Here is a 22,918-nt window from a genome sequence, read left to right on the forward strand (position 1 = left end):
CGGGCGCCAACTCCTTTTGCCCCCCCCCCCCCGGCCCCCCCCCCCCCCCCGCGGCCCCCCCCCCCCCCCGCCACCCGGCGCTGAACCACTCCTCGGCCTCGGCCTGGTCCGCGAACATCACATCCGGGCCCGCGACGTCGCGTCCCTGTGCATCCTGGTAACGCCAGCGGTATTCCACGGACGAAGGCTAACTCTCTTGTCACCTCGCACGCTCGTGCTCGGCGGAGCACGCTCGGGCAAGTCAGCGCATGCGGAAGGTCTGCTCACCGAAGCGACCGTGACCTACGTCGCCACCGCACGCCGATACCCGGACGACCCCGACTGGGACGCGCGCATCGCACAGCACGTCGCGCGCCGTCCGTCCACCTGGCACACGGTCGAGGCGTCCTCGCCCGCCGACCTGCCCGCGTTGCTCACGGCGACGCAGTACGAGGACCCGCCGATCCTGGTGGACGACCTGTCCACGTGGCTGGTCGGCGTGCTCGACGACGCCCAGGCGTGGGAGGGCAACGGCGCCGAGGCGATCGCCGGCAACGTCGACCAGCTCGTGCGCTCGGTCGCCACGTGCCGGGCCCGGCTGGTGCTCGTGACGGCGGAGGTCGGCCTCGGCGTCATTCCGTCGACGCGCTCTGGCAGGCTCTTCCGCGATCACCTCGGTGCGCTCAACGCGCGCGTCGCCGAGGTGTGCGACGAGGTCACGCTCCTCGTCGCCGGCATCCCCCTGAAACTGCGATAGGAGCGACCAGGTGAGCACCGAGTTCCCGCCGGTTGAACCACCGGACGAGACCGTTCTGCGCGAGGCCGAGGCCCGGCACGCGGTGCTGACCAAGCCGGTCGGCTCCCTCGGACGGCTCGAAGAGCTGGGCAACTGGCTCGCCGCGTGCCAGGGCTCCGTGCCGCCGAAGCCGTTCGTGCGGCCGCGTGTGGTCGTGTTCGCGGGCGACCACGGAATCACCGCGCAGGGCGTGTCGGCGTTCCCGAGCGAGGTGACCGGCCAGATGGTCGCGAACTTCATGACCGGCGGTGCCGCGGTGAACGTGCTCGCGCAGGTCGCGGGCGCCACCGTGCGCGTGGTCGACATGGCCGTCGACGCGGACACCCCGGCCTCCGTCAGCCAGCACAAGGTGCGGCGCTCGTCCGGGTCGATCGACCGCGAGGACGCGCTCACCCGTGAGCAGTGCGAACTCGCGATCGCGGCCGGTCGCGCGATCGCCGATGAGGAGATCGACTCGGGCGCCGACGTGCTCGTCGCCGGCGACATGGGCATCGGCAACACGACGCCCGCCGCCGTGCTGATCGCGTCGCTGACCGGATCGGAGCCCGTCGCGGTCGTCGGGCGCGGCACCGGCATCGACGACCAGGCGTGGATGCGCAAGACGGCGGCGATCCGGGACGCGCTGCGCCGGGCCCGCCTCGTGATCAGCGACCCGGTGGCGTTGCTCGCCACGGCCGGTGGCGCCGACATCGCCGCGATGGCCGGGTTCCTCGCGCAGGCCGCCGTCCGCAAGACCCCCGTCGTGCTCGACGGCGTCGTCGTCGGTGCGGCCGCTGTCGTCGCCGAGGAGCTGGCACCGGGTGCGCGCGAGTGGTGGGTGGCCGGGCACCAGTCGGCCGAGCCCGCGCACGCGATCGCGCTCGGGCACCTGAACCTGAAGCCGCTGCTGGAGTTCGAGATGCGGCTCGGCGAGGGATCCGGTGCCGTGGCGGCGCTGCCGTTGCTGATCTCGGCGGTGAAGGTGCTCGCGGAGATGGCGACGTTCGAGAGCGCCGGCGTGACGAACCGGGGAGACACGACCCCGGAGGAGACGACCGCGGAAGACACGACCGAGGAGAACGCGGCGGGGTGAAGCTCGCCTTCTCCTGGCTGACCGTCCTGCCGCTCCGGGTCGACGACGTCGACCGCAAGGCGGCGGGACGGGCCATCGCGGCCACCCCCGTCGTCGGCCTCGTGCTCGGCGCGTTCGTCGTCGGCGTGCTCGAACTGCTCGCGCTGTCCGGGACGTCGGTGCTCGTCGCCGGGTTCCTGGCCGTCGGCGTCGTCGCCCTGGCGACGCGCGGCATGCACCTCGACGGGCTGGCCGACGTCGCCGACGGACTCGGGTGCTACGGGCCGCCCGAGCGGGCGCTCAAGGTCATGAAGGACGGCGGCGCGGGACCGTTCGGCGTCGTCTCGCTGATCGTCGTGCTGGGTGCGCAGGCCGCCGCACTCCCCCAGGCCCACTGGGGTGTCGTGCTGCTCGCGTTCGCGACGAGCCGGGCGGCGTTCGGGATCTGCTGCATGCGCGGTGTGCCCGCGGCACGGCCGGAAGGGCTTGGTGCGCTCGTAGCGGGCACCCAGCACCCGTTGCTGGTCATCGGCACGTGGGTGGTGCTCGCTGGGGCGGCGATTCCGCTCGGGTGGCGCGCGGTCGTCGCCGTCGTCGTCGCGTTCGCGCTCGTGTGGCTGCTGGTGAAGCACACCGGAAAGCGTTTCGGCGGCATCACCGGTGATGTGCTCGGTGCTGCCGCCGAAATCGCGCTTCTGGCCGTGCTGGTGATCGCCTAGGCCTTCAGGGTCGTCATCCAGCCGTGGGTGTCGGCGACGTGGCCGTGCTGGAGGCCGGTCAGGCGCTCGCGCAGCTTCATCGTCACCGAGCCGGTGCCGCCGTCGGCGATGTCGAACTCGCCACCGGCGTGCTTGACGTGGCCGACCGGCGTGATGACCGCCGCGGTGCCACAGGCGAAGACCTCGGTGAGCTCACCGGAGGCGTTGGCCTTCTCCCACTCGTCGGTCGAGATGCGGCGCTCCTCCACGGACAGGCCGAGGTCCGCGGCCAGCGCCAGCAACGAGTTGCGGGTGATGCCGGGCAGCAGCGTGCCGGTCAGCTCGGGCGTGACCACCTTGTCCCCGAAGACGAAGAACAGGTTCATGCCGCCCATCTCCTCGACCCAGCGGCGTTCCACCGCGTCGAGCCAGACGACCTGGTCGCAGCCCTTCTCGGCGGCCTGCGCCTGCGCCACGAGGGACGCGGCGTAGTTGCCCGCGAACTTGGCCGCGCCGGTGCCACCGGGGGCCGCGCGGACGTACTCGGTCGAGAGCCACACGCTCACGGGACGGACGCCGCCCGCGAAGTAGGAGCCGGCGGGAGAGGCGATCAGCACGTAGAGGTACTCGGACGCGGGTCGCACGCCGAGGCCCTTCTCCGTGGAGATCATGAACGGCCGCAGGTAGAGGGACTCCTCCGCGGCCGCGGGCACCCAGCGGTCGTCGACCGCGAGGATCTGCCGCACGGACTCCAGGAAGAGCTCGTCGGGAAGTTCGGGCATCGCCATGCGGCGGGCCGAGGCGCGGAAGCGCTCGGCGTTGGCCTCAGGGCGGAAGGACGCGATCGAACCGTCGGGCTGCCGGTAGGCCTTGAGCCCTTCGAAGATCGCCTGGCCGTAGTGCAGCACCATTGCCGCGGGGTCCAGTGCGAGGGTGGAGTACGGGCCGACTTCAGCGTCGTGCCAGCCCTTCTCGCGGTTCCAGCGGATCGTCACCATGTGGTCGGTGAAGTGCTGCCCGAAGCCCGGCTTGGCAAGTACCTCCGCTACGCGCTCCGGGGTCGCCGGGTGCGGGTGGGGAGTCCGAGTGAAAGGCAACGCGCTCGTCATGGGAGCACGGTAACCCGCAGGTGGGGATACGGAAAATCGTCTTCCCAAAACTCGGACGTCCTACTAGTTGAACCTCGATAGAGTCCCCGGCCATGACCGAGCCGCAACGATCTTCAACGGGTGCCGACGTCCGCACCGTCTTACAGGCAGCACTGCTCGTTCTGGGCACCGGGATGACGCTTCTCGACGGCTGGGTGATCGGGGGCGTCGGCGGTGTGGTCGGCGCCGTGTTCGCCGCCGCGATCTTCCTGGCCTGCTACGGGGTGATCACCAAGGAGAAGCCGTCGAGCAACGGCCGCGTCATCGGACTTGCGGTGTGCGTTGGCGTGACGCTGCTCGTTTTCCTCTCAGTGACGCTGTAAGCCCGATCAGACCCGTGCCCACGCCCAAGCCCGCGATCGAGATGAGCATCGCGGGCACCGGCAGGCTCATCGCGAGCAGCACCGAGAGCCCGAGCCCGAGGCAGGCGGTGCGCATGGGCCACGTGCGGTCGTTCTGCAGCAGCACCCTGGCCGACGCGTTCGTGAAGGCGTAGTAGAACAACGTCCCGCAGGCCGCCACGCCCAGCGCCAGCCCCAGCGGCATCAGCACGACGGCGAGCGCGGAGGCGACGACCACGACGAACGACAGCGCGCCGGGCTTCAGGCGGGTCGGCAGGTCCCCGTCCTCGCTCAGCCCGGTCAGCGTGCGGTGCGCGGACGCGAGGACGAAGTGCAGCGCGGCCACACCGGCCACCGCCGCGGCGATCTGCACCAGCGGCACCAGCGCGGCCGAGTCCGCCGCGACGAGCGCGTCCCGCAGCGGAGCCGGCGACAACGCGAGGCGCGCGCTGCCGAGCTGGCGGAGCACTCCCGCGCCGACGGCCAGGTAGACGGCGAACGCCAGTCCGATCAGGACGGGGATCGCGATCTTCAACGCGGCCGGTGAGTGCGGCTGTTCGCCCCGATTCGGTGCGGTGACGCGCTCGAAGCCGGCGAACGCCATGAACATCAGGCCGGCGACGCCGACCAGCTCGTTGACGGTGCCCGCCTCCCCTGCCGACGGCACGGGCGCGATCGAGAAGCTCGCCGCGACGACCAGCGCCAGCACGCCGAGCACGACCACCGACACCAGCACGCTGACACCGGAGGTGAAGCGGAATCCGGCCGCGCCGAGCAGCGCCGTCGCGACGACGAGGGCGAGCGCGCCGATCACCGGCTGGTCCGGCACCACGTACGCGCCGAACATCAGCGCCACGGCGGCGGCCATGGCGCAGCGGCCCAGCAGGTGCGCACTCGCTGTCATCCTCGCGGGCCACACGCCGAGCTGCGCGCGCACGTATCCGTAACCACCACCGATGTCGGGATAGGCACGGGACTGGTCAGCGGTCGAGAAGGCCGAGCACAGCGCGGCGAGCGCGGAGATGGCCAGCGCCGGGAGCACCCACCAGCCTGCAAGGCTTGCTGCTGGGGCGAATCCGGCGAAGACCCCCGCTCCGAGCACCGCGGGCAGACCGAGCGCGACCGTCGTGACGGTCTCGCGAGGCGTGTGGGTCACCGGTACACGTTCTCAGATGCGGCAACCGGCCGTAACCACCCGGTCGACTGATGCGTGAAACGGGCGAATCGCCACTGTGCGCAACTGTCAACGTCACGGATTGCGGCGAACGTGGCGGGGCTGGGCATTGGTGGGACTGCCCGACCTTTAGCATGAGTCACGATTCCGAGCCCCGCCCGCAACAACCCTGGAGCAGCACGTGACAGCCCCGAAGCTGGCCCTCACCGAGGGCGACCTGAGCACCACCGCCGCGGACGCAGTCGTCGTGGGCACCCTGCAGGGTGCGGACGGTCTGGAGCTCGCACCCGGTGCCGAAGCTGTCGCCGCCGCGTTCGACGGCGCGCTGCTCGACGTGCTCGGCACGCTGCGCGCGTCCGGCAAGGCGGACGAGCTGGTGAAGGTGCCGACCTTCGGCAAGATCGCCGCTCCGCTCGTGCTGGCCGTCGGCCTCGGCAAGACCGCGGGCGAGGAGCAGGTGCGCCGCGCGTCCGGTGTCGCCGCCCGCGCGCTGGCCGGCAAGAAGCGCGCGATCAACACGCTCGCCGCCCTGCACGTCGGTGCCGCCGCCGAGGGCACGCTGCTCGGCGCCTACTCGTTCACCGAGTACAAGTCCGACAAGGGCGAGGGCCCGGTCGTGAAGGTCGACCTGCACGCCGCCGGTTCCAAGGAGAACAAGGCCGCGCTGAAGGCCGCCGTCGCGATCGCCGAGTCCGTCGCCATCGCGCGCGACTTCATCAACACCCCGCCGAACGACCTCTACCCCGGCTCGTTCGCCGACCGCGCCGCGAAGCTCGCCACCGCCGCCGGTCTCGACGTCGAGGTGCTCGACGAGAAGGCCCTGAAGAAGCAGGGCTTCGGCGGCATCCTGGGCGTCGGCGGCGGCTCGACCCGCCAGCCGCGCCTCGTGCGCATCTCGTACAAGGGCACGAAGGCCGTCAAGAAGGTCGCCCTGGTCGGCAAGGGCATCACGTTCGACACCGGCGGCATCTCGATCAAGCCGGCCGCGGGCATGGACGAGATGACCTCGGACATGTCGGGTGCCGCCGCGATCGTCGCCACGATGGTGCTCGCCGCGAAGCTCAAGTACCCGCTGGAGATCATCGCGTCGATCCCGATGGCGGAGAACATGCCGTCCGGTGACGCCTACCGCCCCGGCGACGTCCTGACCATGTACGGCGGCAAGACCGTCGAGGTGCTCAACACCGACGCCGAGGGCCGCCTGATCCTGTCCGACGCCATCGTGCGCGCGTGCGAGGACGGCCCGGACTACCTGATCGAGACCGCGACGCTGACCGGCGCGCAGGTCGTGGCCCTGGGCAAGCGCACCTCGGGCGTCATGGGCTCGGACGAGTTCCGCGACCGCGTGGCCGCCATCGGCACCGCCGTCGGCGAGTCGGCGTGGCCGATGCCGCTGCCCGAGGAGCTGCGCGCGGACCTCGACTCGCGCCTGGCGGACCTCGCGAACGTCACCGGGCACCGGTGGGGCGGCATGCTCGCCGCCGGTCTGTTCCTGCGCGAGTTCGTGGCCGAGGGCGTGCAGTGGGCGCACATCGACATCGCCGGCCCGGCGTTCCACACGGGTGGCCCGTACGGCTACACCTCGAAGGGCGGCACCGGTGTCCCGGTGCGGACCATCGCGGCCGTGCTGGCGGACATCGCGGCCAACGGCTGAGTCCCGCGTTCCTCGGAACGGGCGGAGATCCTCGGGGTCTCCGCCCGTTCCGCGTCTCAGGGCCACGGGAGCACGGTCAGCATCGGCCACTGCGCCCGCCACCTGGACGTTTTGGTCTCGTAGACGTGGCGGGGTGCCCGCCTCGATCACGGACCTTCCGGTCACGACGTTCCACCGCTCCGGCGAAGACCTCGGTCAGCACCTGGGCGCGCGCGAGGACGTCCCTCAACGCCTCGGCCTGTTCGTCAACGGCGCCAGTCCCAAGTAGACGATCATGGTTCACAAAGGAGCATTCCCCTCGAATTCCTTGCTCCGCCCCAACAACAACGATGCAGTCCACTGTGGACTGCATCGGTGGACACCTGCCGTCAACCGAACGGGGAGACTGGTGTCTCACGGGACTGGATCCCCGGGCCCGGGGAGAGGAGTATTCCCGCATGGGGACGCACCAGTACGAGGCCGACGTCGTTTGGACCGGGAACACCGGAAGCGGGACCTCCGGGTACAAGTCCTACGAGCGCGCGCACGAGATCCGGATCGAGGGCAAGGAGACGATCCTCGGGTCGTCCGACCCGTCGTTCCGGGGTGACCGCGGCCGCCACAACCCCGAGGAACTGCTGGTCGCGTCTCTCTCGCAGTGCCACATGCTCTGGTACCTGCACCTCGCGGCGACCAACGGCGTCGTGGTGACCGCCTACCGCGACCACGCGACCGGCACCATGGCCGAGCACCCGGACGGGTCCGGCCGGTTCACCGAGGTGCGGCTCAACCCCGTCGTGACCGTCGCCGACCCCGCCACCAGGGAGACGGCGCAGGCGTTGCACGAGAAAGCGCACTCGCTGTGCTTCATCGCGGCGAGCGTCAACTTTCCTGTCCGGCACGAACCGACCGTCGAGGTCTAGAGATCGCCCGAGGCCTTCTTGCGCGCCGTGTAGTCGCGCATGCGCTTCGGGTAACCCACGATGCCCGCGTCGTAGATCGGCATGCCGAGTTTGCGCGCGAACGACCTCGCGGCGTCCGGCGACGCGACCCGGCGGCGGGTCCACTCGCCGTCGTGCGCGACCAGGACCACAGTGGTTTCGGTCACCGTGGTCTTCGGCTCCACATAGGCCTCGACGCCGTGACGGCTCTTCGTCCACTGTTCGAGATGACTCGTGTCCTGGCCGGAGGCGGTACGCAGCACACCTGGGCGTGACTTCCTGCGGAAACGATCGAACAGCCCCATCGAGCACCTCCTGTGCTTCCCTCCACCATGGTGCCAGGTAAGGGTGTTATGAGTGGGTGAATGATCAGGATCGGGCAAGGTGTCCCATGCCGGATCACCACGCTCCGGCAACTAGTGACAAGATGGCCGCGTACCTCGCGCGCACCCGCGCGTAGTAAGTAATCCCGAGGAGATCCGAAGTGACTTCGCCGGAACTGGAGTCGGCCACCAACGCCGATCTCGTCATCCTCGGCGGTGGTTCAGGTGGCTACGCCTGCGCGTTCCGCGCGGCAGAGCTGGGCCTGTCCGTCGTCCTGGTCGAGAAGGACAAGCTGGGCGGCACCTGCCTGCACCGCGGTTGCATCCCGACCAAGGCGCTGCTGCACGCGGCCGAGGTCGCGGACAACGCTCGCGAGGGCGACCAGTTCGGCGTGAAGAGCTCGCTCGAGGGCATCGACATCGCCGGCGTCAACTCGTACAAGGACGGCGTGATCTCGCGGCTCTACAAGGGCCTGCAGGGTCTCGCGAAGGCCAACAAGGTCACCTTCGTCGAGGGCGCGGGCACGTTCGTCGGCCCGAACACCGTCGAGGTGAACGGCCAGCGCTACACCGGCAAGAACGTGGTGCTCGCGACCGGTTCGTACGCCCGCAGCCTGCCCGGTCTGGAGATCGGCGGCCGGGTCATCACCAGCGACCAGGCGCTCAACCTGGACTTCATCCCGGAGAAGGTCGTCGTCCTCGGCGGCGGCGTCATCGGCGTGGAGTTCGCGAGCGTGTGGCGTTCGTTCGGCGCCGAGGTGACCATCGTCGAGGCCCTGCCCCGCCTGGTCCCGGCCGAGGACGAGTACGCGTCCAAGCAGCTGGAGCGCGCGTTCCGCAAGCGCGGCATCAAGTTCAAGACCGGCGTGAAGTTCACCGGCGCCACGCAGTCCGGCTCGGGCGTGTCGATCACGCTGGAGAACGGCGACGTCCTCGACGCCGACCTGCTGCTCGTCGCGGTCGGCCGCGGCCCGAACAGCGCGGGTCACGGCTACGAGGAGGCCGGTGTCAAGATCGACCGCGGCTTCGTCGTCACCGACGAGCGCCTGCGCACGAACCTTCCGAACGTGTACGCCGTCGGCGACATCGTGCCCGGCCTGCAGCTCGCGCACCGCGGGTTCCAGCAGGGCATCTTCGTGGCCGAGGAGATCGCGGGCCAGAACCCGAAGGTGATCGACGAGGCGGGCATCCCGCGCGTCACCTACTGCAAGCCCGAGGTCGCCTCCGTCGGTCTCTCCGAGGCCGCCGCGAAGGAGAAGTACGGCTCCGCCGAGGTCTTCGTCTACGACCTCGCGGGCAACGGCAAGAGCCAGATCCTCAAGACCGCGGGTGGCGTGAAGCTCGTCAAGGCTCCCGACGGCCCGGTCGTCGGGATCACCATGGTCGGCGAGCGCGTCGGCGAACTCATCGGTGAAGCACAGCTGATCTACAGCTGGGAGGCTTACCCGGAGGACGTGGCTCCCCTGATCCACGCCCACCCGACCCAGACTGAAGCCCTCGGCGAGGCGTTCCTCGCCCTGGCCGGCAAGCCGCTGCACGTGCACGGCTGACCGTTCCCCACACAAAGTCAGCCACACGAGAGCACGAGGAGTCAGCGAACAATGGCCTTCTCCGTCCAGATGCCCGCACTCGGTGAGAGCGTCACCGAGGGCACGGTCACCCGGTGGTTGAAGCAAGAAGGCGACCGGGTGGAGGTGGACGAGCCGTTGCTCGAGGTGTCCACCGACAAGGTCGACACCGAGATCCCGTCCCCGGCCGCCGGCGTCCTGCAGAAGATCGTCGCGCAGGAGGACGACACCGTCGAGGTCGGCGGTGAGCTCGCGGTCATCGGTGACGGCGACGCCGCACCGTCCGAGCCCGCGCCCGCCCCGGCCCAGGAGTCCGCTCCCGAGCCGCAGCAGACGCAGCCGTCCGCGCCGCAGCCGTCCGAGGAGGCCCAGGAAGCTCCGGCTCCCGCGGCCCCCGCCCAGTCCGGCGGCTCGGCCGAGGGCACCGACGTCACGATGCCCGCACTCGGCGAGTCCGTGACCGAGGGCACCGTCACCCGCTGGCTGAAGCAGGTCGGCGACAGCGTCGAGGTCGACGAGCCGCTGCTCGAGGTCTCGACCGACAAGGTCGACACCGAGATCCCCTCGCCGGTCGCGGGCACGCTGCTCGAGATCAGCGCCGGTGAGGACGAGACCGTCGAGGTCGGCGGCAAGCTCGCCGTCATCGGCTCGGGCAGCCCGGCTCCGGCCGCCGCTCCCGTGCAGGAGACCAAGCCCGAGCCGAAGCAGGAGTCCGCTCCGGCACCGGCTCCGAAGCAGGAGTCCGCACCTGCTCCGCAGCAGGCCGCTCCCGCGCAGCAGCCGGCTCCGGCCGCCCCTGCCCCGCAGGCCGCGCAGTCCACTTCGGACGACGCGAACGGCACGCCGTACGTCACTCCGCTCGTGCGCAAGCTCGCGTCGGAGAACGGCATCGACCTGGGCTCGCTCAAGGGCACCGGCGTCGGTGGCCGCATCCGCAAGCAGGACGTGCTGGCCGCCGTCGAGGCCAAGAAGGCCCCGGCTCCCGCGCCCGCCGCCGCTGCTCCGGCCGCCGCTCCCGCCTCCCGCACCTCGGCTCCGGCCGCGGTCGACAACTCGGGCAAGCGCGGCACCGTGCAGAAGCTCCCGCGCCTGCGTCAGATCGTCGCGCAGCGCACGCGTGAGTCGCTGCAGATGTCGGCCCAGCTCACCCAGGTGTTCGAGGTCGACGTGACCAAGATCGCCCGGCTGCGCAACCAGGCCAAGAAGGCGTTCGAGGCTCGTGAGGGCGCGAAGCTCACGTTCCTGCCGTTCTTCGCCAAGGCCGCCATCGAGGCCCTCAAGGCCCACCCGGTGCTCAACGCGTCGATCGACGAGGAGCGCAAGGAGGTCACCTACCACGGTGCCGAGCACCTCGGTCTGGCGATCGACACGGAGCGCGGCCTGCTCAACGCCGTGATCCACAACGCCGGTGACCTGAACCTGTCGGGCATCGCCCACAAGATCGGTGACCTGGCGGCGCGCGCCCGCTCGAACAAGCTCACGCCGGACGAGCTCACGGGTGGCACGTTCTCGCTGACCAACCTCGGCAGCAACGGCGCGCTCTTCGACACCCCGATCATCCAGCAGCCGCAGGTCGGCATCCTGGGCGTCGGCGTCGTCAAGAAGCGCGCGGTCGTCATGACCGACGAGGACGGCAACGACACCATCGCGATCCGCTCGATGATGTACCTCGCGCTCACCTACGACCACCGCCTGGTCGACGGTGCCGACGCGGGCCGCTTCCTCACGACGGTCAAGAACCGTCTCGAGGAGGGCGCGTTCGAGGCCGACCTCGGTCTCTGACCGCGGGAGCTGCACTGATGTCCGGCCTGCCGGACATCGACTGATCGTGTGACCTGAAGGCCACCCCGGTTTGCCGGGGTGGCCTTCGGCACATCCTGGGTCAGTTGTGCCGGGTGCGGCTGTGCACGCGGCAGGTGAGTGGGGAACGATCTGTCTATGCGAGTCGTCATCGCGGGATCGTCGGGCTTGATCGGAACGAGCCTGGTGGCGTCCATGCGCGCCGCCGGCCACGAGGTGCTGCGGCTGGTGCGCCGCAAAGCCGCCGCACCCGACGAACGCGGCTGGGACCCGTACGCCGGGCGCATCGACGACGGGACGTTCGACGGCGTCGACGCCGTCATCAACCTGTGCGGCGCGGGCATCGCCGACAAGCGGTGGGACGACGCGCGCAAGCAGGTGCTGCACGACAGCCGGATCGTGCCGGCCGAGGTGCTGTCGGCGGCGTGCGTCGAGCACGGGGTGCCGACGCTGGTGAGCTCGTCGGGCGCCCACTTCTACGGCGACACCGCGTCGCGTCTCGCGGACGAGGACGCGCCGGGCGGCCACACCTTCATGTCGCGGCTGACCCAGGACTGGGAGGCGGCGACGTCCGCGGCGCAGGAGGGCGGGGTGCGGGTCGTGCTCATGCGCACCGCCGTCGTCATCTCCCCCTCGGGCGGTGTGTTCGGCCGGTTGAAGCCGGTGTTCCAGTTCTTCCTGGGCGGCAAGCTCGGCAGTGGCGATCAGTTCTTCCCGTGGGTGTCGCTGGACGACGTCGTGTCCGCCTACCGGTTCGTCGTCGAGCACGAGGAGATCCGCGGGCCGGTGAACGTCGCGGGCCCGGCTCCGGTGACGAACGCCGAGTTCACCAAGGCGGTCGGCGCGGCGCTGAGCCGGCCGGCGCCGTGGACGGTGCCGGCGTTCGCGCTCAAGACGTTGCTCGGCGGTGAGATGGCGCAGGAGCTGCTGCTCAGCGGTCCGGGCCTGACGCCGAGGACGCTGGAGCGGCACGGCTTCCAGTTCCTGCACCCGACGCTGCCGGCGGCCCTGAACGCGGCGGTCGCATGACGCGCGCGGTGGCGGCGGTGCTGGTCATCTCGTGGATCCTGCTGGGTCTTCCCGAGACGACCGGGCTCGACGTGTGGGTGCACGACGAGCTGCCGCGGCCCGACTGGCTGCGCGCGACGGCGTTCGCGGTGAGCCTGGTGATGGGACCGACGCTCGGGTGGGCGTTCGCGGCGGTGTTGTTCGTGCTGGCCTGGCGGCGGCGCGATCCGCGGTTGTGGAAGGCCCTGGCGTTGCACGCGCTGTGCTGCGCGACCCTGCTGACGCGGTTCCTGTTCGACCGCGTGCGGCCCGTCGAGTACCACCTGCCGAGCTATCCGAGCGGACACACGGTGGCGGTCGCGTCGGTCGGTTTCACGCTGGTCGTCCTCCTCAACCGCGGTGTGCTGTGGGCGGTGCTCGCGGTGCTGGTGGCGGGGTTCGCGAGGATCGTCCTGGAGATGCACTGGGTCACCGACGTCGTCGGCGCCGTGCTGGGTGTGACCGGTGTCGGACTCTTGGCGGCCATGCTCCTGGGGTTGGTAACGTCGGGTCGTGAACTCGTGCCGGACCTCGTCAGACCCCGTCGTCATCCGTGAGCTGGGGCTCATCGACTACATGGCGGCGTGGGACCTCCAGAAGGAGATCGCGGAGGCGCGCGCCGGTGGCACCGGCCCGGACACCCTCCTGCTGCTCGAACACCCGCCCGTCTACACCTGCGGCCGGCGCACCCTCGACGAGGAGCGCCCGCGCGGTGGCGACACCCCGGTCATCGACGTCGACCGCGGCGGCAAGATCACCTGGCACGGACCGGGCCAGCTCGTCGGCTACCCGATCGTCAAGCTCGCCGACCCGATCGACGTCGTGGAGTACGTGCGGCGCGTCGAGCAGGGCCTGATCGCCGTGTGCGACGAGCTCGGCGTGCACACCGGCCGGATCGAGGGCCGCAGCGGCGTGTGGCTGCCCGCCGACGACCGCGGCCCGGAGCGCAAGGTCGCCGCCATCGGCATCCGCGTGCAGCGCGGCGTGACCATGCACGGCTTCGAGATCAACTGCAACGCGAGCCTCGACGCGTTCGGCGACATCATCCCGTGTGGAATCAAGGACGCGGGCGTCGCTTCCCTCTCGCACGAACTGGGCCGCGACGTCACCGTCGCCGAGGTCCTGCCGCTCGCCCGTGACGCTGTGCTCGCGGCGCTCGACGGGACGCTCCCCCTGACGGACCGCACTTTGGCCCGCACTGGCCCCGTCGCACCGGGTATCACCTTCGCTAGCATTCCGTAGCCCCGCGGCGGGAACCTGCGGGAACTCGGAGGAGGGTGCGTCGTGAGGTTGTCCCGACGCCAGTTGTTCACGGCTGCCGGTGTGACGGCGCTGGCAGGCGGATTCAGTTCGAACGGAGCGGTGGCGGCGGCCGCTCCGGTGCGGACGTGGAGCGGTGAGATCCAGGTCGGTGACTGGGAGCGGTACTACCTCGGGCTCGACGGCGGGGCGCACCAGAAGGCGCTCAGCGCGCTGGGCATCGCCCATCGCGACGGCGTCCGCGCCGACGAGCAGTACCTGGTGGTGCCGGTCGAGTCCGTCCGACGGGCGGCGCTGGAGTTCGGCGACCACGCGGCCGCCGACGTGCTGCGCGCCCGCTTCGGCCTCGACTCGCCGTCGATGCTCGGGCGCGGGCTGAAGCTCGTGCTCGGGCAGGGCGGCCTGGAACACCGCTACCTCGACGACCCCGTGCTGCAGCTGCGCTACATCGGATGTCGGCGGCGGTTCGCGGACCACGTCATGCCGTTGCCGTCGGCGGTCCGCAAAGCGCTCGCCTGACATCCGACACGCGCTGGGTCAGCCCAGCTGCGGTGCCACGTCCGACGCGATCTCGGTGATGTGGTCGAGGTCGGCGAGGTCCAGGACCTGCAGGTACACGCGCTGCGCACCGGTCGCGTCCCGCCACGCGCCGATGCGGTCGGCGACCTCGGCCGGGGTGCCGGCCAGGCCGTTCTCCTTGAGCTCGCCGACCTCGCGGCCGATCGCGGCGGCACGGCGGGCGACGTCGGCGTCGGTGCGGCCGACGCACGCGACGAGCGCGACCGAGCGGATGAGCTCCTTCGGGTCGCGGCCGATCTCCTCGCACGCGGCGTCGACGCGGCCGAACTGCTCGACGGCGGCGTCGATGCCGACGAACGGCAGGTTGAACTCGGTGGCGTAGGACGCGGCCAGAGCCGGGGTGCGCTTGGCGCCCATGCCGCCGATCAGCACCGGGACGCGCTCCTGCGCCGGCTTGGGCAGCGCGGGCGAGTCGGTGAGCGTGTAGTGCTTGCCCTCGAACGAGAAGGTGCCGCCGACCGGGGTCTCCCACAGGCCGGTGATGATCGCGACCTGCTCCTCGTAGCGGTCGAAGCGCTCCCCCAGCGCCGGGAACGGGATGCCGTACGCGGTGTGCTCGGCCTCGTACCACCCGGCGCCGATGCCGAACTCCACGCGGCCGCCCGACATCTGGTCGACCTGGGCGACGCTGATGGCCAGCGGTCCGGGGTGGCGGAACGTCGCGGCGGTCATCAGCGTGCCCAGGCGGATCGTCGACGTGTCGCGGGCCAGCCCGGCGAACGTGATCCACGGGTCGGTCGGGCCCGGCAGGCCGTCGGCCGAGCCCATCTGGAGGTAGTGGTCGGAGCGGAAGAAGGCGCCGTAGCCGGCGTCCTCCGCCGTCCTGGCCACCCGGAGCAGGTCGTCGTAGCTCGCCCCCTGCTGGGGCTCGGTGAAGATGCGCAGTTCCACGACCTGAATCTAGTCCGCGGAAAAGCGTGGTGCAGGCACGGCCGCCCCCTCGGCGGTGAACACCCCGCGCGCGACCAGGTGCGGGTGTGAGGCCGCCTCCTCCAGGCTCAGCACCGGGGTCACGCAGGCGTCGGACGACGCGAACACCTCCGACCACTCGTCGCGCGTCCGGGTCAGGAACGCCTCGGCGAACGTCTTGCGCAGCACCGGCCAGGAGTCCCGGTCCATCTGTTCCGGCAGGTCCGGGGCGTGCAGCCCCAGACCGGTCAGCAGCAGGGCGTAGAACTGCGGCTCCAGCGCCCCCACCGCGACGGACCCGCCGTCCGCGCACTCGTAGATCGAGTAGAACGGGCAGCCGCCGTCGAGCAGGTTCGAGTCCGGCGCGTCCTGCCACACCGACTGCGCCTTCATCGACCAGATCATCTGCGCGAGCGACGCCACCCCGTCGACGATCGCCGCGTCGACGACCTGGCCGAGCCCGGTGCGCTGCCGTTCCCACAACGCCGCCAGCACGCCCAGCACCAGGTAGAGCGAGCCGCCGCCGAAGTCGCCGACCAGGTTGAGCGGCGGCTTGCCGATCGCGTGCAGCACCCCGGTGACCGACAGGTAGTTGATGTCGTGCCCGGCGCGCTGGGCCAGCGGGCCGTCCTGGCCCCACCCGGTCATCCGCGCGTAGATCAGGCCGGGGTTGACCGCCAGGCAGTCGGACGGCCCGAGCCCGAGCCGTTCCAGCACGCCGGGGCGGAAGCCCTCGATCACCACGTCGGCCGCCGAGATCAGCTCCAGGACCGCGGAACGCCCCTCGGGGGACTTGAGGTCCGCGGACACCGAACGCCTGCCGCGCAACAGGAAGTCGCGGGAGGCGTCCGGCACCACGGACAGGCCGCCGGACGGACGTTCGACGCGCACGACCTCCGCGCCGAGGTCCGCCAGCAGCATCGCGCCGTGCGGGCCGGGGCCGATGCCGCCGAACTCGACGACCTTCAGCCCGTCCAGAGGCCCCATCAGGCTTCTGCGGAGGCTTCGAACGACAGGCGCGGGTTGAAGATCGCGCCCGTGGACTCGGCCAGGCCGCGCATCGCCTTGGCGTGGTTGCCGAAGTCCGGGTGGGCCAGCGCCGCGCGCAGGGCGTCGGCGCTCTCCCACAGCGCGATGTTGATGTACGACGCCGGGTCGTCCAGCTGCCGCGAGAGCGTGTACTGGATCAGGCCCGGCTGCTCGCGCAGGAACGCCGCCGTCTCGTCGAAGGCCTTCTCGAACTCCTCCGGGTCACCGGTGAGCGTGAAGCGGTTGAGGAAGGTGATCATGAGGTGGCTCCTCCAGAAACGGTGTCAGGCCAGGAAAACCATGCCCACCGCCTCTTGAGACGTGCTCAAGGAACGCCCGCCAAGCTCTGCTGCATGCGCATCATCGATCTGTCTTCCCACATTGACGCATCCGCGTACGAAGCGGACCCGGTGACGCACGAGGTGCTCACGGCCGCCCAGGGTGCCGAACACATGGCCGAGCAGCTCAAGGCGCGGCTCGGCATCGAGTTCGACGTCTCCGTGCTGCGGGACTCCGAGTTCCTGACGCTGGACCGGATCAGCCTCACCTCCCACACCGGCACGCACGTCGACGCGCCGTCGCACTACGGCTCGAAGACCACGTACGGCAACGGGATCCCGCGCCACATCGACGAGATGCCGCTGGAGTGGTTCCACAACCCCGGCGTGAAGCTCGACGTCCGCGGCCACGGCACGGGCGTCATCGGCGTGGAGGTGCTGGAGAAGGAGTTCGCCCGCATCGGCTACACGCCGAAGCCGATGGACATCGTCATCCTCGACACCGGCGCCGCCGAGCACGCGGGCACCCAGACCTACTTCACCGACTACACCGGACTCGACGGTCCCGCCACGAACTTCCTGCTGGACCTGGGGGTCAAGGTGATCGCCACCGACGCGTTCAGCCTCGACGCGCCGTTCCCGGACATCGTCAAGCGCTACCTGGCGACCAAGGACGAGAGCGTGCTGTGGCCCGCGCACTTCGCCGGCCGCGACCGCGAGTACTGCCAGATCGAGCGCCTCGCGAACCTGGAAGCGTTGCCGGACTTCGGGTTCACCGTCGTCGCGTTCCCCGTGAAGATCAAGGGCGCCGGAGCGGGCTGGACCCGTGCGGTCGCCCTGCTCGACGACTGAAAACCGGACAACCGTTCCTCAAGTGAGAGCTGAATCACCATACCTACCTTCGCAGATATGGAAAACAGCGATTCCTGGCCACCAGAGAACGAAGACCACATCGTCCGCGGCATCGACTAGAACGCGCTAAAGGGCCGCCCTCCAGGAGAGGGCGGCCCTTTTATGTTTCAGGCCAGACGGGCGCGAGCCGTCTCGATCGTGTCGTTGGCGTCCAGCAACGGCAGCACCTGCGAGGCACCGGACCGCACGGCCTTCGTGCGCCGTGCGAACGACGTCAGGGTCTGGCCGGGGCCGGCCTCCACCAGCAGCACGTCGTACATCGCCACGAGCTCGTTCAGCGCCGGTCCGAAGTAGACGGCGTCGGTCAGCTGGCGGGTCCAGAACCGCGCGGACAGCGCGTCCTCAGGGGTCATCAGCTTGCCCGTGTAGCCCGAGTACAGCGGCATCCGCGGCGCGCGGGGTGAAGCGCTCCACGACGCCAGCGCCTCGTCCACGGCGGGCTGCATCGCCGGGCTGTGGAACGGCGTCGACGCCGGCACCGTCACGACCACGTACTCGTCGGCCTCCAGCCGCGCCCGCACGCGGGCCAGCGGCTCGTCGGACCCTGCCAGCATCGTCTGCCGCGCGGAGTTCACGGCGGCGATCGCGACGTCGCCTTCCAGGTACGGCAGCAGGTCCGCCTCGGAGGCGGCCGCGGCCAGCATGCCGCCGGACGGGATGGGCACGGCCGACAGCACCCGGTCCCGCACCAGGGAAACGGCCTCCTCCAGCGAGAAGACGCCCGCCAGCGTCGCCGCGACGACCTCACCGGCGGAGTGCCCGATCAGCGCCACCGGTTCGACGCCCCAGGACAGCACGGTGCGTCCCAGCGCGTAGTCGACCGCGAACAGCAACGGCTGCGCGCGGGACACGTGGTCGATGTCGGCACCGGCGAGCCAGTCCTCGCAGGCGACCGAGCCGACCTCGCCGAACAGTTCGAACACCTCGTCGATCACCGAGGTGAACACGGCATCCGTGCCGTACAGGGACGCCGCCATCCGCGGGTACTGCGATCCCTGGCCCGGAAACATCAGTGCTACGTCCACAACACGCCTCCAGAAACGGCTCAAGGCCGTGAAGGGAACACCTTCACGGCCTTGAGGCATGACATCACCTGTACTCGCGGACCACCATGGCGGAGTTGTAGCCGCCCTTGCCGCGACCGAGCACCAGAGCGGCCTTGATCTTGCCGTGCCGCGCCTCGTTCATCACGAGGTCGAGCTCGTACTCCGGCACGAGGTTCTCGACGTTGACGGTCGGCGGGATCGCGCTCCAGTAGATGGAGAGGATCGCCGACGCCACGTCCAGGGAGCCACCACCGGCGAACAGGCGCCCGGTCATGGTCTTCGGCGCCGTCACCGGCACGCCGTACGGCCCGAAGATGCCCTTGATCGCCTCGGCCTCGGCCTTGTCGAGCTCGGGGATGCCCGCCGCGTCGGCGAACACCACGTCGATCTCCGAGGCGTCCATGCCGGCGTCGCGCAGCGCCAGCTCGGCCGCCCGCTTCAGGCCCGGTTCCCGTGACGGCATCTTCGAGTCGAACGTCGCGGCGTAGCCGACGATCTCGCCGTAGATCCTCGTACCGGGACGCCCGGCCGCCGACTCCGGCGTCTCGACGACCATGATCGCGCCACCCTCGCCCGCGACGTACCCGGAGGCGTCGCGGTCGAACGGCAGGTACGCGCGCTTCGGGTTGTTGTTGCGGGACAGGCAACCCGAGGCCTGGTGCGCCACCCACGCCCACGGGCAGAGCGACGAGTCCATGCCGCCGGTGAGGGCGAGCTGGACGCCCTTGCGCAGCTGGCGCCGGGCGTGACCGATGGAGTCGATGCCACCGGCCTGCTCGGACACCACCACCGCGCCGGGACCGCGCGTGCCGTGGCGGATGGAGATCTGGCCGGTGTTGACCGCGTAGAACCACGCGAACGACTGGTACGCCGAGACGTACTCCGGCCCCTGGTGCCACAGCTTCTGCAGTTCGCGCTGCCCGAACTCGTACCCGCCGGCCGTCGCCGCGGTGATCACCGCGATGTCGGTGTCGGGGATGTCGTTCGGCTGCACACCCGCACCACGCAACGCCCAGTCCGTGCCGACCAGTGTCAGCCGCGTCATGTGGTCGGTCTGCGGCAGCAGGCGACCCTGCAGGTGCCGCCCTGCCTCGAAGCCGGGCACCTCACCGGCGATCTTCGCCCAGTAGTTGGCGCTGTCGAACCGGGTGATCGGCTTGATCGCCGCCTCCCCGTGCAGGGTCGCCCGCCAGTACGCGGTCGGCCCCAAACCGTTGGGAGACGCGATGCCGATTCCCGTCACCACTGCCCGAGTCACCGGCCTGCCCCTTCCACCTTTTTGAGCACCATGGCGCTCTGGAATCCACCGAAACCACTGCCCACGGTCAGGAGGGTGTCGACCTTCTTCTCGCGCGCCACCAGTGGCGTGTAGTCGAGGTCGCACTCGGGGTCCTGCTCGTGGAGGTTCGCCGTCGGCGGGATGAGGTCCTGCTCGAACGCCAGCAGCGAGCCGACGATCTCGAGCGAACCGATCGCGCCCAGCGAGTGCCCGATCATCGACTTGAAGCCGGAGACCGGGGTCTTGTAGGCGTGCGCACCGAGGCTGCGCTTGAAAGCCGCCGTCTCGTGCAGGTCGTTCTGCTTGGTGCCCGACCCGTGCGCGTTGATGTAACCGACGTCCGTGGCGTCCGCACGCGCCTGCTTCAGCGCGATGTTGATGGCGTCGGACATCTCGATGCCCTCGGGGTGCAGGCCCGTCATGTGGTAGGCGTTGCACCGCGAGGCGAAGCCGGCGACCTCACCGTAGATGTGGGCACCGCGAGCGCGGGCGTGCTCCAGCTCCTCGAGCACGATGATCGCGCAACCCTCGCCCAGCACCAGGCCGTCGCGGGTCTTGTCGAACGGCCGGCACGCCGTCGTGGGGTCGTCGTTGCGGGTGCTCGACGCGCGGATCACGTCGAAGCACACCACGGTGATCGGGGAGAGCGGGGCCTCGGTGCCGCCGGTGACGACGACGTCCGCGGAGCCCTCCATGATCAGCTCGGCGGCGTAACCCACCGAGTCGAGACCCGAGGTGCAGCCCGTGGAGACCACGGAGACCGGTCCTTCGGCGCCCACCGTCCACGCCAGCTCCGTCGCCATCGAGGACGGCGTGAAGTAGTCGTAGAGGTGCGGGACGGCGTAGGACTGGTCGACCTCCCAGTACTTGCCCCGGTCGGAGCCGACGATGAACTCGCGCTCCAGCGAGGTCGTGCAGCCGACCGCGGTGCCGAGCGAGACACCGATGCGGCCGGGGTCGAGCTGGTCGAACTCGATGCCGGAGTCGGACATCGCCTCACGACCCGCGACGACCGCGAACTGCGCGGCCCGGTCGAGACGGCGGATCTCCTGCGGCGTCAGGCCTTCGCGCACTGGATCGAAATCTGCTTCCCCCGCCATGCGGGAGCGGTACGGAGACGCGTCGAAGTGCGTGATGTTGCGAGTCGCCGTACGCCCTTCGGACAGCAGTTTCCAATACGCCTTCGTTCCGATGCCACCAGGTGCGACCACGCCCACCCCGGTGATGACGGCGCGACGACTCATCGGACACCTCCAATCGCCTTCTGTGCGGACACGGTCTGCTCCAATCTCGGACAGGGCACGGGAGCGATACCTGTCTCTGCCGAATGAACCGATGGTGAATCGGCCCGATCGAGGCCACCTCGAACGACGGCGTAGGACCCCTGTACGAGTCCGGCCCCCGCGTCGGCGGCGAACAGCTGCTTCGCTGCCGTTCCTCCGTCGTCGTGACATCCAAATCCAAGGGGCACACCGGTTTCCGCGACCGACTCGACGATCTCGCCGATCTGGTCCGGCCACAGCTTGCCCGCTGTGTCGTGCAGCAACACGGTTTCCGCCCCAGCCTCCGCGGCTGTCAGCACGACCTCCAAAGCGTGTTCGGGGTCGATCATCCAGCCGTCGAAGAAGTCCCGCGCCTCGACGATCACTCGTCTTTCGGCGCGCACGAGTTGACGCACGGCCTCCCGGACCACCGAGATGCCGTGCCCTTGCACAACCACCGCCACCGCGGGGGTTTCCGCGGCCATCAGTGCGTCGAGGTCCTCCGCACCGCCGGAGGCGATGAGGGTGGCGACCCGCAACCGGAGCTCGATGGCCGCCCTGCCGAAGAATCCTCTGGGGTAGAACGACCGGGCGGGCCTGCCTCCGTCGACGAACGCGACTCCGAGCGCGTCGAGGCGCCGCGCCGCGACCAGCCTGTCCGAGATGGACAGACCGGTGCGGCGCAGCGAGATGTCGTAGAGCTTCATCAGAACCCCTCGCGCTTCGACGTTCAGAAGCCCGACAGCAGCACCCGGGAAGCCTCGATCTCGTAGGCGCAGGGAGCCACGTCCGAAGAAGGACAACCCTGGCGCTGGTGCTCGACCGCGGCTTTCTCCAGGTACATGGAGACCACGTAAAGTCCGTTGCGGCTTGCAGCGCGTGCTGCGGCGGTCAACAAGTCCGCGCCACCCAACCCCATCGCGGTCACCTCATCCGTTCTCGGCGAATTCCTTCGCGTGCCGGAGCGTCGTGAGGCTGTTGGTGCCCAGCGCGTGACGGATGAGCTCGCGAGCGCGCTCGACCGTCCCGTCCGCCCCCAGCACATCGGGGATGACCTCGGGCCGGATGACGACGGTGTGGTGCGACGTCGCCTCGATGCCGGCCTCGATGCCGTCGCCGATGTCCCGGAACGTCCACCGGCCGACGTGCGCCGCCATGATCGGCGGTGTGTGCGTCTGCTTGTAGACGATGCCGTCGTACGGGGTGCAGACCCTCACCGAGTGCGTGGTGTGGATCGACCCGTCCGGGCTGCGCGTGTCCATCTCCATGGACTGCACGCCGGTGACGGCTTCGGTGAGGTCCAGCCGCGCGACGTGCGGCAGGCGCTCCGGCCACAGGTCGGAGCGGTACAGGAACTCGTAGACGTCCTTGCGGCTCGCGTGGATCGTGATGCTGTCGGAGAACGACAGCACCAGCTTGTCGTAGTCGTCGCCGTACTCGGCCGCGCGCTTCAGCGCGGCGAGCTCGGCGTCGCTGTTGTTGTTGACGGCGTTCAGGATGAGGTCGACCGCCTCGGGCTGCGCCGCGGTGAAGTGGTGGAGCAGATCGACCCGGGTCGCCGAATCGGCGATCGGGACGATCCGCCACTCCCCACCCATCGTCTTCACCGGTGCCGCCGAACGCTCCTGCTCGAAGGAGATGTGCAGGTTCGCCGGGTCGAGCTCTCGCCGGGACGTCCACGTGCGCACGTCACCGTTGGCGAACGCGTGCAACCGCAACCGCTCCGTCGAGCCGTCCCGTTCGAACACCTCGGCCTGAACCGTGGGTCCGAAGATGTACGGCCAGGTCGTCACGTCCGCGACCAGGTCGTACACCACCTTGGCGGGAGCCCCGATCATGACCGTGTGCGTGGTGGTGTGCGTCAT

General features: G+C 70.1%; 25 protein-coding genes. 14 read left to right on the forward strand and 11 right to left on the reverse strand.

All coding sequences use genetic code 11. From position 1 onward, the window contains the following. Positions 1 to 196: 196 nt before the first annotated feature. From cobU to cobS, 3 genes are read left to right on the forward strand one after another with little or no spacing between them, the layout of a single operon-like run. The gene (gene cobU, locus ORI60_RS41260) at positions 197 to 736 is read left to right on the forward strand and encodes a bifunctional adenosylcobinamide kinase/adenosylcobinamide-phosphate guanylyltransferase (RefSeq protein ID WP_266043445.1); all 540 of its coding nucleotides are present in this window, start codon (positions 197 to 199) and stop codon (positions 734 to 736) included. Positions 737 to 746: 10 nt separating this feature from the next. Continuing rightward, positions 747 to 1,847: a nicotinate-nucleotide--dimethylbenzimidazole phosphoribosyltransferase gene (cobT, locus tag ORI60_RS41265; protein ID WP_266043446.1), complete on the forward strand. Its 1,101-nt coding sequence runs from the start codon at positions 747 to 749 to the stop codon at positions 1,845 to 1,847. Further along, positions 1,844 to 2,545, forward strand: a complete 702-nt coding sequence (gene cobS, locus ORI60_RS41270; RefSeq protein ID WP_266043447.1) for an adenosylcobinamide-GDP ribazoletransferase — start codon at positions 1,844 to 1,846, stop codon at positions 2,543 to 2,545. The genes cobT and cobS overlap by 4 nt, the downstream gene beginning before the upstream one ends. Here cobS and ORI60_RS41275 read toward each other — a convergent pair. Beyond that, positions 2,542 to 3,633, reverse strand: coding sequence for a branched-chain amino acid aminotransferase (locus ORI60_RS41275; protein WP_266043448.1), 1,092 nt, complete (start codon positions 3,631 to 3,633; stop codon positions 2,542 to 2,544). The two genes, cobS and ORI60_RS41275, sit on opposite strands and share 4 nt — an antisense overlap. Positions 3,634 to 3,725: 92 nt before the next feature. Here ORI60_RS41275 and ORI60_RS41280 point away from each other — a divergent pair, with 92 nt between their 5' ends. After that, complete coding sequence (locus ORI60_RS41280) at positions 3,726 to 3,995, forward strand: hypothetical protein (RefSeq protein WP_266043449.1); 270 nt, start codon at positions 3,726 to 3,728, stop codon at positions 3,993 to 3,995. Here ORI60_RS41280 and ORI60_RS41285 read toward each other — a convergent pair. Continuing rightward, positions 3,934 to 5,169, reverse strand: coding sequence for an amino acid permease (locus tag ORI60_RS41285; protein WP_266043450.1), 1,236 nt, complete (start codon positions 5,167 to 5,169; stop codon positions 3,934 to 3,936). The genes ORI60_RS41280 and ORI60_RS41285 overlap by 62 nt on opposite strands. 199 nt (positions 5,170 to 5,368) lie before the next feature. Between ORI60_RS41285 and ORI60_RS41290 the strand changes: the two genes are divergently transcribed. From ORI60_RS41290 to ORI60_RS41300, 3 genes are all read left to right on the forward strand, one after another. Beyond that, positions 5,369 to 6,841 (forward strand): leucyl aminopeptidase, encoded by a 1,473-nt coding sequence (locus ORI60_RS41290; RefSeq protein WP_266043451.1) that lies wholly within the window; start codon positions 5,369 to 5,371, stop codon positions 6,839 to 6,841. 133 nt (positions 6,842 to 6,974) lie between these two features. Further along, positions 6,975 to 7,109, forward strand: a complete 135-nt coding sequence (locus ORI60_RS41295) for a hypothetical protein (RefSeq protein ID WP_266043452.1) — start codon at positions 6,975 to 6,977, stop codon at positions 7,107 to 7,109. A gap of 169 nt (positions 7,110 to 7,278) precedes the next feature. Next, positions 7,279 to 7,743, forward strand: a complete 465-nt coding sequence (locus tag ORI60_RS41300) for an OsmC family protein (protein WP_266043453.1) — start codon at positions 7,279 to 7,281, stop codon at positions 7,741 to 7,743. On the opposite strand, the gene ORI60_RS41305 is transcribed toward ORI60_RS41300, so the two are convergent. Continuing rightward, on the reverse strand, positions 7,740 to 8,066 hold the full coding sequence (locus tag ORI60_RS41305) for an oxidoreductase (RefSeq protein ID WP_266043454.1): 327 nt from the start codon (positions 8,064 to 8,066) through the stop codon (positions 7,740 to 7,742). The genes ORI60_RS41300 and ORI60_RS41305 overlap by 4 nt on opposite strands. A gap of 179 nt (positions 8,067 to 8,245) precedes the next feature. Between ORI60_RS41305 and lpdA the strand changes: the two genes are divergently transcribed. From lpdA to ORI60_RS41335, 6 genes are all read left to right on the forward strand, one after another. After that, complete coding sequence (lpdA, locus tag ORI60_RS41310; protein ID WP_266043455.1) at positions 8,246 to 9,634, forward strand: dihydrolipoyl dehydrogenase; 1,389 nt, start codon at positions 8,246 to 8,248, stop codon at positions 9,632 to 9,634. Between the two features lie 51 nt (positions 9,635 to 9,685). Continuing rightward, the gene (sucB, locus tag ORI60_RS41315; protein WP_266043456.1) at positions 9,686 to 11,434 is read left to right on the forward strand and encodes a 2-oxoglutarate dehydrogenase, E2 component, dihydrolipoamide succinyltransferase; all 1,749 of its coding nucleotides are present in this window, start codon (positions 9,686 to 9,688) and stop codon (positions 11,432 to 11,434) included. 156 nt (positions 11,435 to 11,590) lie between these two features. Next, on the forward strand, positions 11,591 to 12,481 hold the full coding sequence (locus ORI60_RS41320) for a TIGR01777 family oxidoreductase (protein ID WP_266043457.1): 891 nt from the start codon (positions 11,591 to 11,593) through the stop codon (positions 12,479 to 12,481). After that, a complete protein-coding gene (locus tag ORI60_RS41325; protein ID WP_266043458.1) occupies positions 12,478 to 13,056 on the forward strand; it encodes a phosphatase PAP2 family protein in 579 nt (192 codons plus the stop codon). The genes ORI60_RS41320 and ORI60_RS41325 overlap by 4 nt, the downstream gene beginning before the upstream one ends. Continuing rightward, positions 13,013 to 13,741, forward strand: a complete 729-nt coding sequence (lipB, locus tag ORI60_RS41330; RefSeq protein ID WP_266043459.1) for a lipoyl(octanoyl) transferase LipB — start codon at positions 13,013 to 13,015, stop codon at positions 13,739 to 13,741. The genes ORI60_RS41325 and lipB overlap by 44 nt, the downstream gene beginning before the upstream one ends. A gap of 42 nt (positions 13,742 to 13,783) precedes the next feature. After that, the gene (locus tag ORI60_RS41335; protein WP_266043460.1) at positions 13,784 to 14,278 is read left to right on the forward strand and encodes a hypothetical protein; all 495 of its coding nucleotides are present in this window, start codon (positions 13,784 to 13,786) and stop codon (positions 14,276 to 14,278) included. Between the two features lie 18 nt (positions 14,279 to 14,296). On the opposite strand, the gene ORI60_RS41340 is transcribed toward ORI60_RS41335, so the two are convergent. From ORI60_RS41340 to ORI60_RS41350, 3 genes are read right to left on the reverse strand one after another with little or no spacing between them, the layout of a single operon-like run. After that, complete coding sequence (locus tag ORI60_RS41340; protein WP_266043461.1) at positions 14,297 to 15,229, reverse strand: LLM class F420-dependent oxidoreductase; 933 nt, start codon at positions 15,227 to 15,229, stop codon at positions 14,297 to 14,299. A 9-nt stretch (positions 15,230 to 15,238) separates the two neighbouring features. After that, a complete protein-coding gene (locus ORI60_RS41345) occupies positions 15,239 to 16,237 on the reverse strand; it encodes a CaiB/BaiF CoA-transferase family protein (RefSeq protein ID WP_323056000.1) in 999 nt (332 codons plus the stop codon). After that, positions 16,234 to 16,536: an antibiotic biosynthesis monooxygenase family protein gene (locus ORI60_RS41350; protein ID WP_090070963.1), complete on the reverse strand. Its 303-nt coding sequence runs from the start codon at positions 16,534 to 16,536 to the stop codon at positions 16,234 to 16,236. Before ORI60_RS41350 ends, ORI60_RS41345 begins: the two co-directional genes overlap by 4 nt. A gap of 93 nt (positions 16,537 to 16,629) precedes the next feature. Here ORI60_RS41350 and ORI60_RS41355 point away from each other — a divergent pair, with 93 nt between their 5' ends. Next, on the forward strand, positions 16,630 to 17,406 hold the full coding sequence (locus tag ORI60_RS41355; protein WP_266043462.1) for a cyclase family protein: 777 nt from the start codon (positions 16,630 to 16,632) through the stop codon (positions 17,404 to 17,406). 167 nt (positions 17,407 to 17,573) lie between these two features. Here ORI60_RS41355 and ORI60_RS41360 read toward each other — a convergent pair whose 3' ends face one another. From ORI60_RS41360 to ORI60_RS41380, 5 genes are all read right to left on the reverse strand, one after another. Beyond that, a complete protein-coding gene (locus ORI60_RS41360) occupies positions 17,574 to 18,491 on the reverse strand; it encodes an acyltransferase domain-containing protein (protein WP_266043463.1) in 918 nt (305 codons plus the stop codon). A 64-nt stretch (positions 18,492 to 18,555) separates the two neighbouring features. Continuing rightward, positions 18,556 to 19,770, reverse strand: coding sequence for a ketosynthase chain-length factor (locus ORI60_RS41365; protein ID WP_030474580.1), 1,215 nt, complete (start codon positions 19,768 to 19,770; stop codon positions 18,556 to 18,558). Further along, positions 19,767 to 21,035, reverse strand: coding sequence for a beta-ketoacyl-[acyl-carrier-protein] synthase family protein (locus tag ORI60_RS41370; RefSeq protein WP_030474579.1), 1,269 nt, complete (start codon positions 21,033 to 21,035; stop codon positions 19,767 to 19,769). Before ORI60_RS41370 ends, ORI60_RS41365 begins: the two co-directional genes overlap by 4 nt. Further along, positions 21,032 to 21,760, reverse strand: coding sequence for a hypothetical protein (locus tag ORI60_RS41375; RefSeq protein WP_266043464.1), 729 nt, complete (start codon positions 21,758 to 21,760; stop codon positions 21,032 to 21,034). The genes ORI60_RS41370 and ORI60_RS41375 overlap by 4 nt, the downstream gene beginning before the upstream one ends. A gap of 222 nt (positions 21,761 to 21,982) precedes the next feature. After that, positions 21,983 to 22,918, reverse strand: coding sequence for an aromatase/cyclase (locus ORI60_RS41380; RefSeq protein WP_266043465.1), 936 nt, complete (start codon positions 22,916 to 22,918; stop codon positions 21,983 to 21,985).

This window comes from Lentzea sp. NEAU-D7 (assembly GCF_026242055.1).
In the GTDB taxonomy this organism is placed as follows: Bacteria; Actinomycetota; Actinomycetes; order Mycobacteriales; family Pseudonocardiaceae; genus Lentzea.

Bases quoted from the DNA above. Each gene is read 5' to 3' on its own strand.
- ORI60_RS41275 (WP_266043448.1), bottom strand. From the start codon at position 3,633: ATGACGAGCGCGTTGCCTTTCACTCGGACTCCCCACCCGCACCCGGCG.
- ORI60_RS41280 (WP_266043449.1), top strand. From the start codon at position 3,726: ATGACCGAGCCGCAACGATCTTCAACGGGTGCCGACGTCCGCACCGTC.
- ORI60_RS41300 (WP_266043453.1), top strand. From the start codon at position 7,279: ATGGGGACGCACCAGTACGAGGCCGACGTCGTTTGGACCGGGAACACC.
- ORI60_RS41305 (WP_266043454.1), bottom strand. From the start codon at position 8,066: ATGGGGCTGTTCGATCGTTTCCGCAGGAAGTCACGCCCAGGTGTGCTG.
- sucB (WP_266043456.1), top strand. From the start codon at position 9,686: ATGGCCTTCTCCGTCCAGATGCCCGCACTCGGTGAGAGCGTCACCGAG.
- ORI60_RS41320 (WP_266043457.1), top strand. From the start codon at position 11,591: ATGCGAGTCGTCATCGCGGGATCGTCGGGCTTGATCGGAACGAGCCTG.
- ORI60_RS41325 (WP_266043458.1), top strand. From the start codon at position 12,478: ATGACGCGCGCGGTGGCGGCGGTGCTGGTCATCTCGTGGATCCTGCTG.
- ORI60_RS41350 (WP_090070963.1), bottom strand. From the start codon at position 16,536: ATGATCACCTTCCTCAACCGCTTCACGCTCACCGGTGACCCGGAGGAG.
- ORI60_RS41355 (WP_266043462.1), top strand. From the start codon at position 16,630: ATGCGCATCATCGATCTGTCTTCCCACATTGACGCATCCGCGTACGAA.
- ORI60_RS41370 (WP_030474579.1), bottom strand. From the start codon at position 21,035: ATGAGTCGTCGCGCCGTCATCACCGGGGTGGGCGTGGTCGCACCTGGT.
- ORI60_RS41375 (WP_266043464.1), bottom strand. From the start codon at position 21,760: ATGAAGCTCTACGACATCTCGCTGCGCCGCACCGGTCTGTCCATCTCG.
- ORI60_RS41380 (WP_266043465.1), bottom strand. From the start codon at position 22,918: ATGACGCACACCACCACGCACACGGTCATGATCGGGGCTCCCGCCAAG.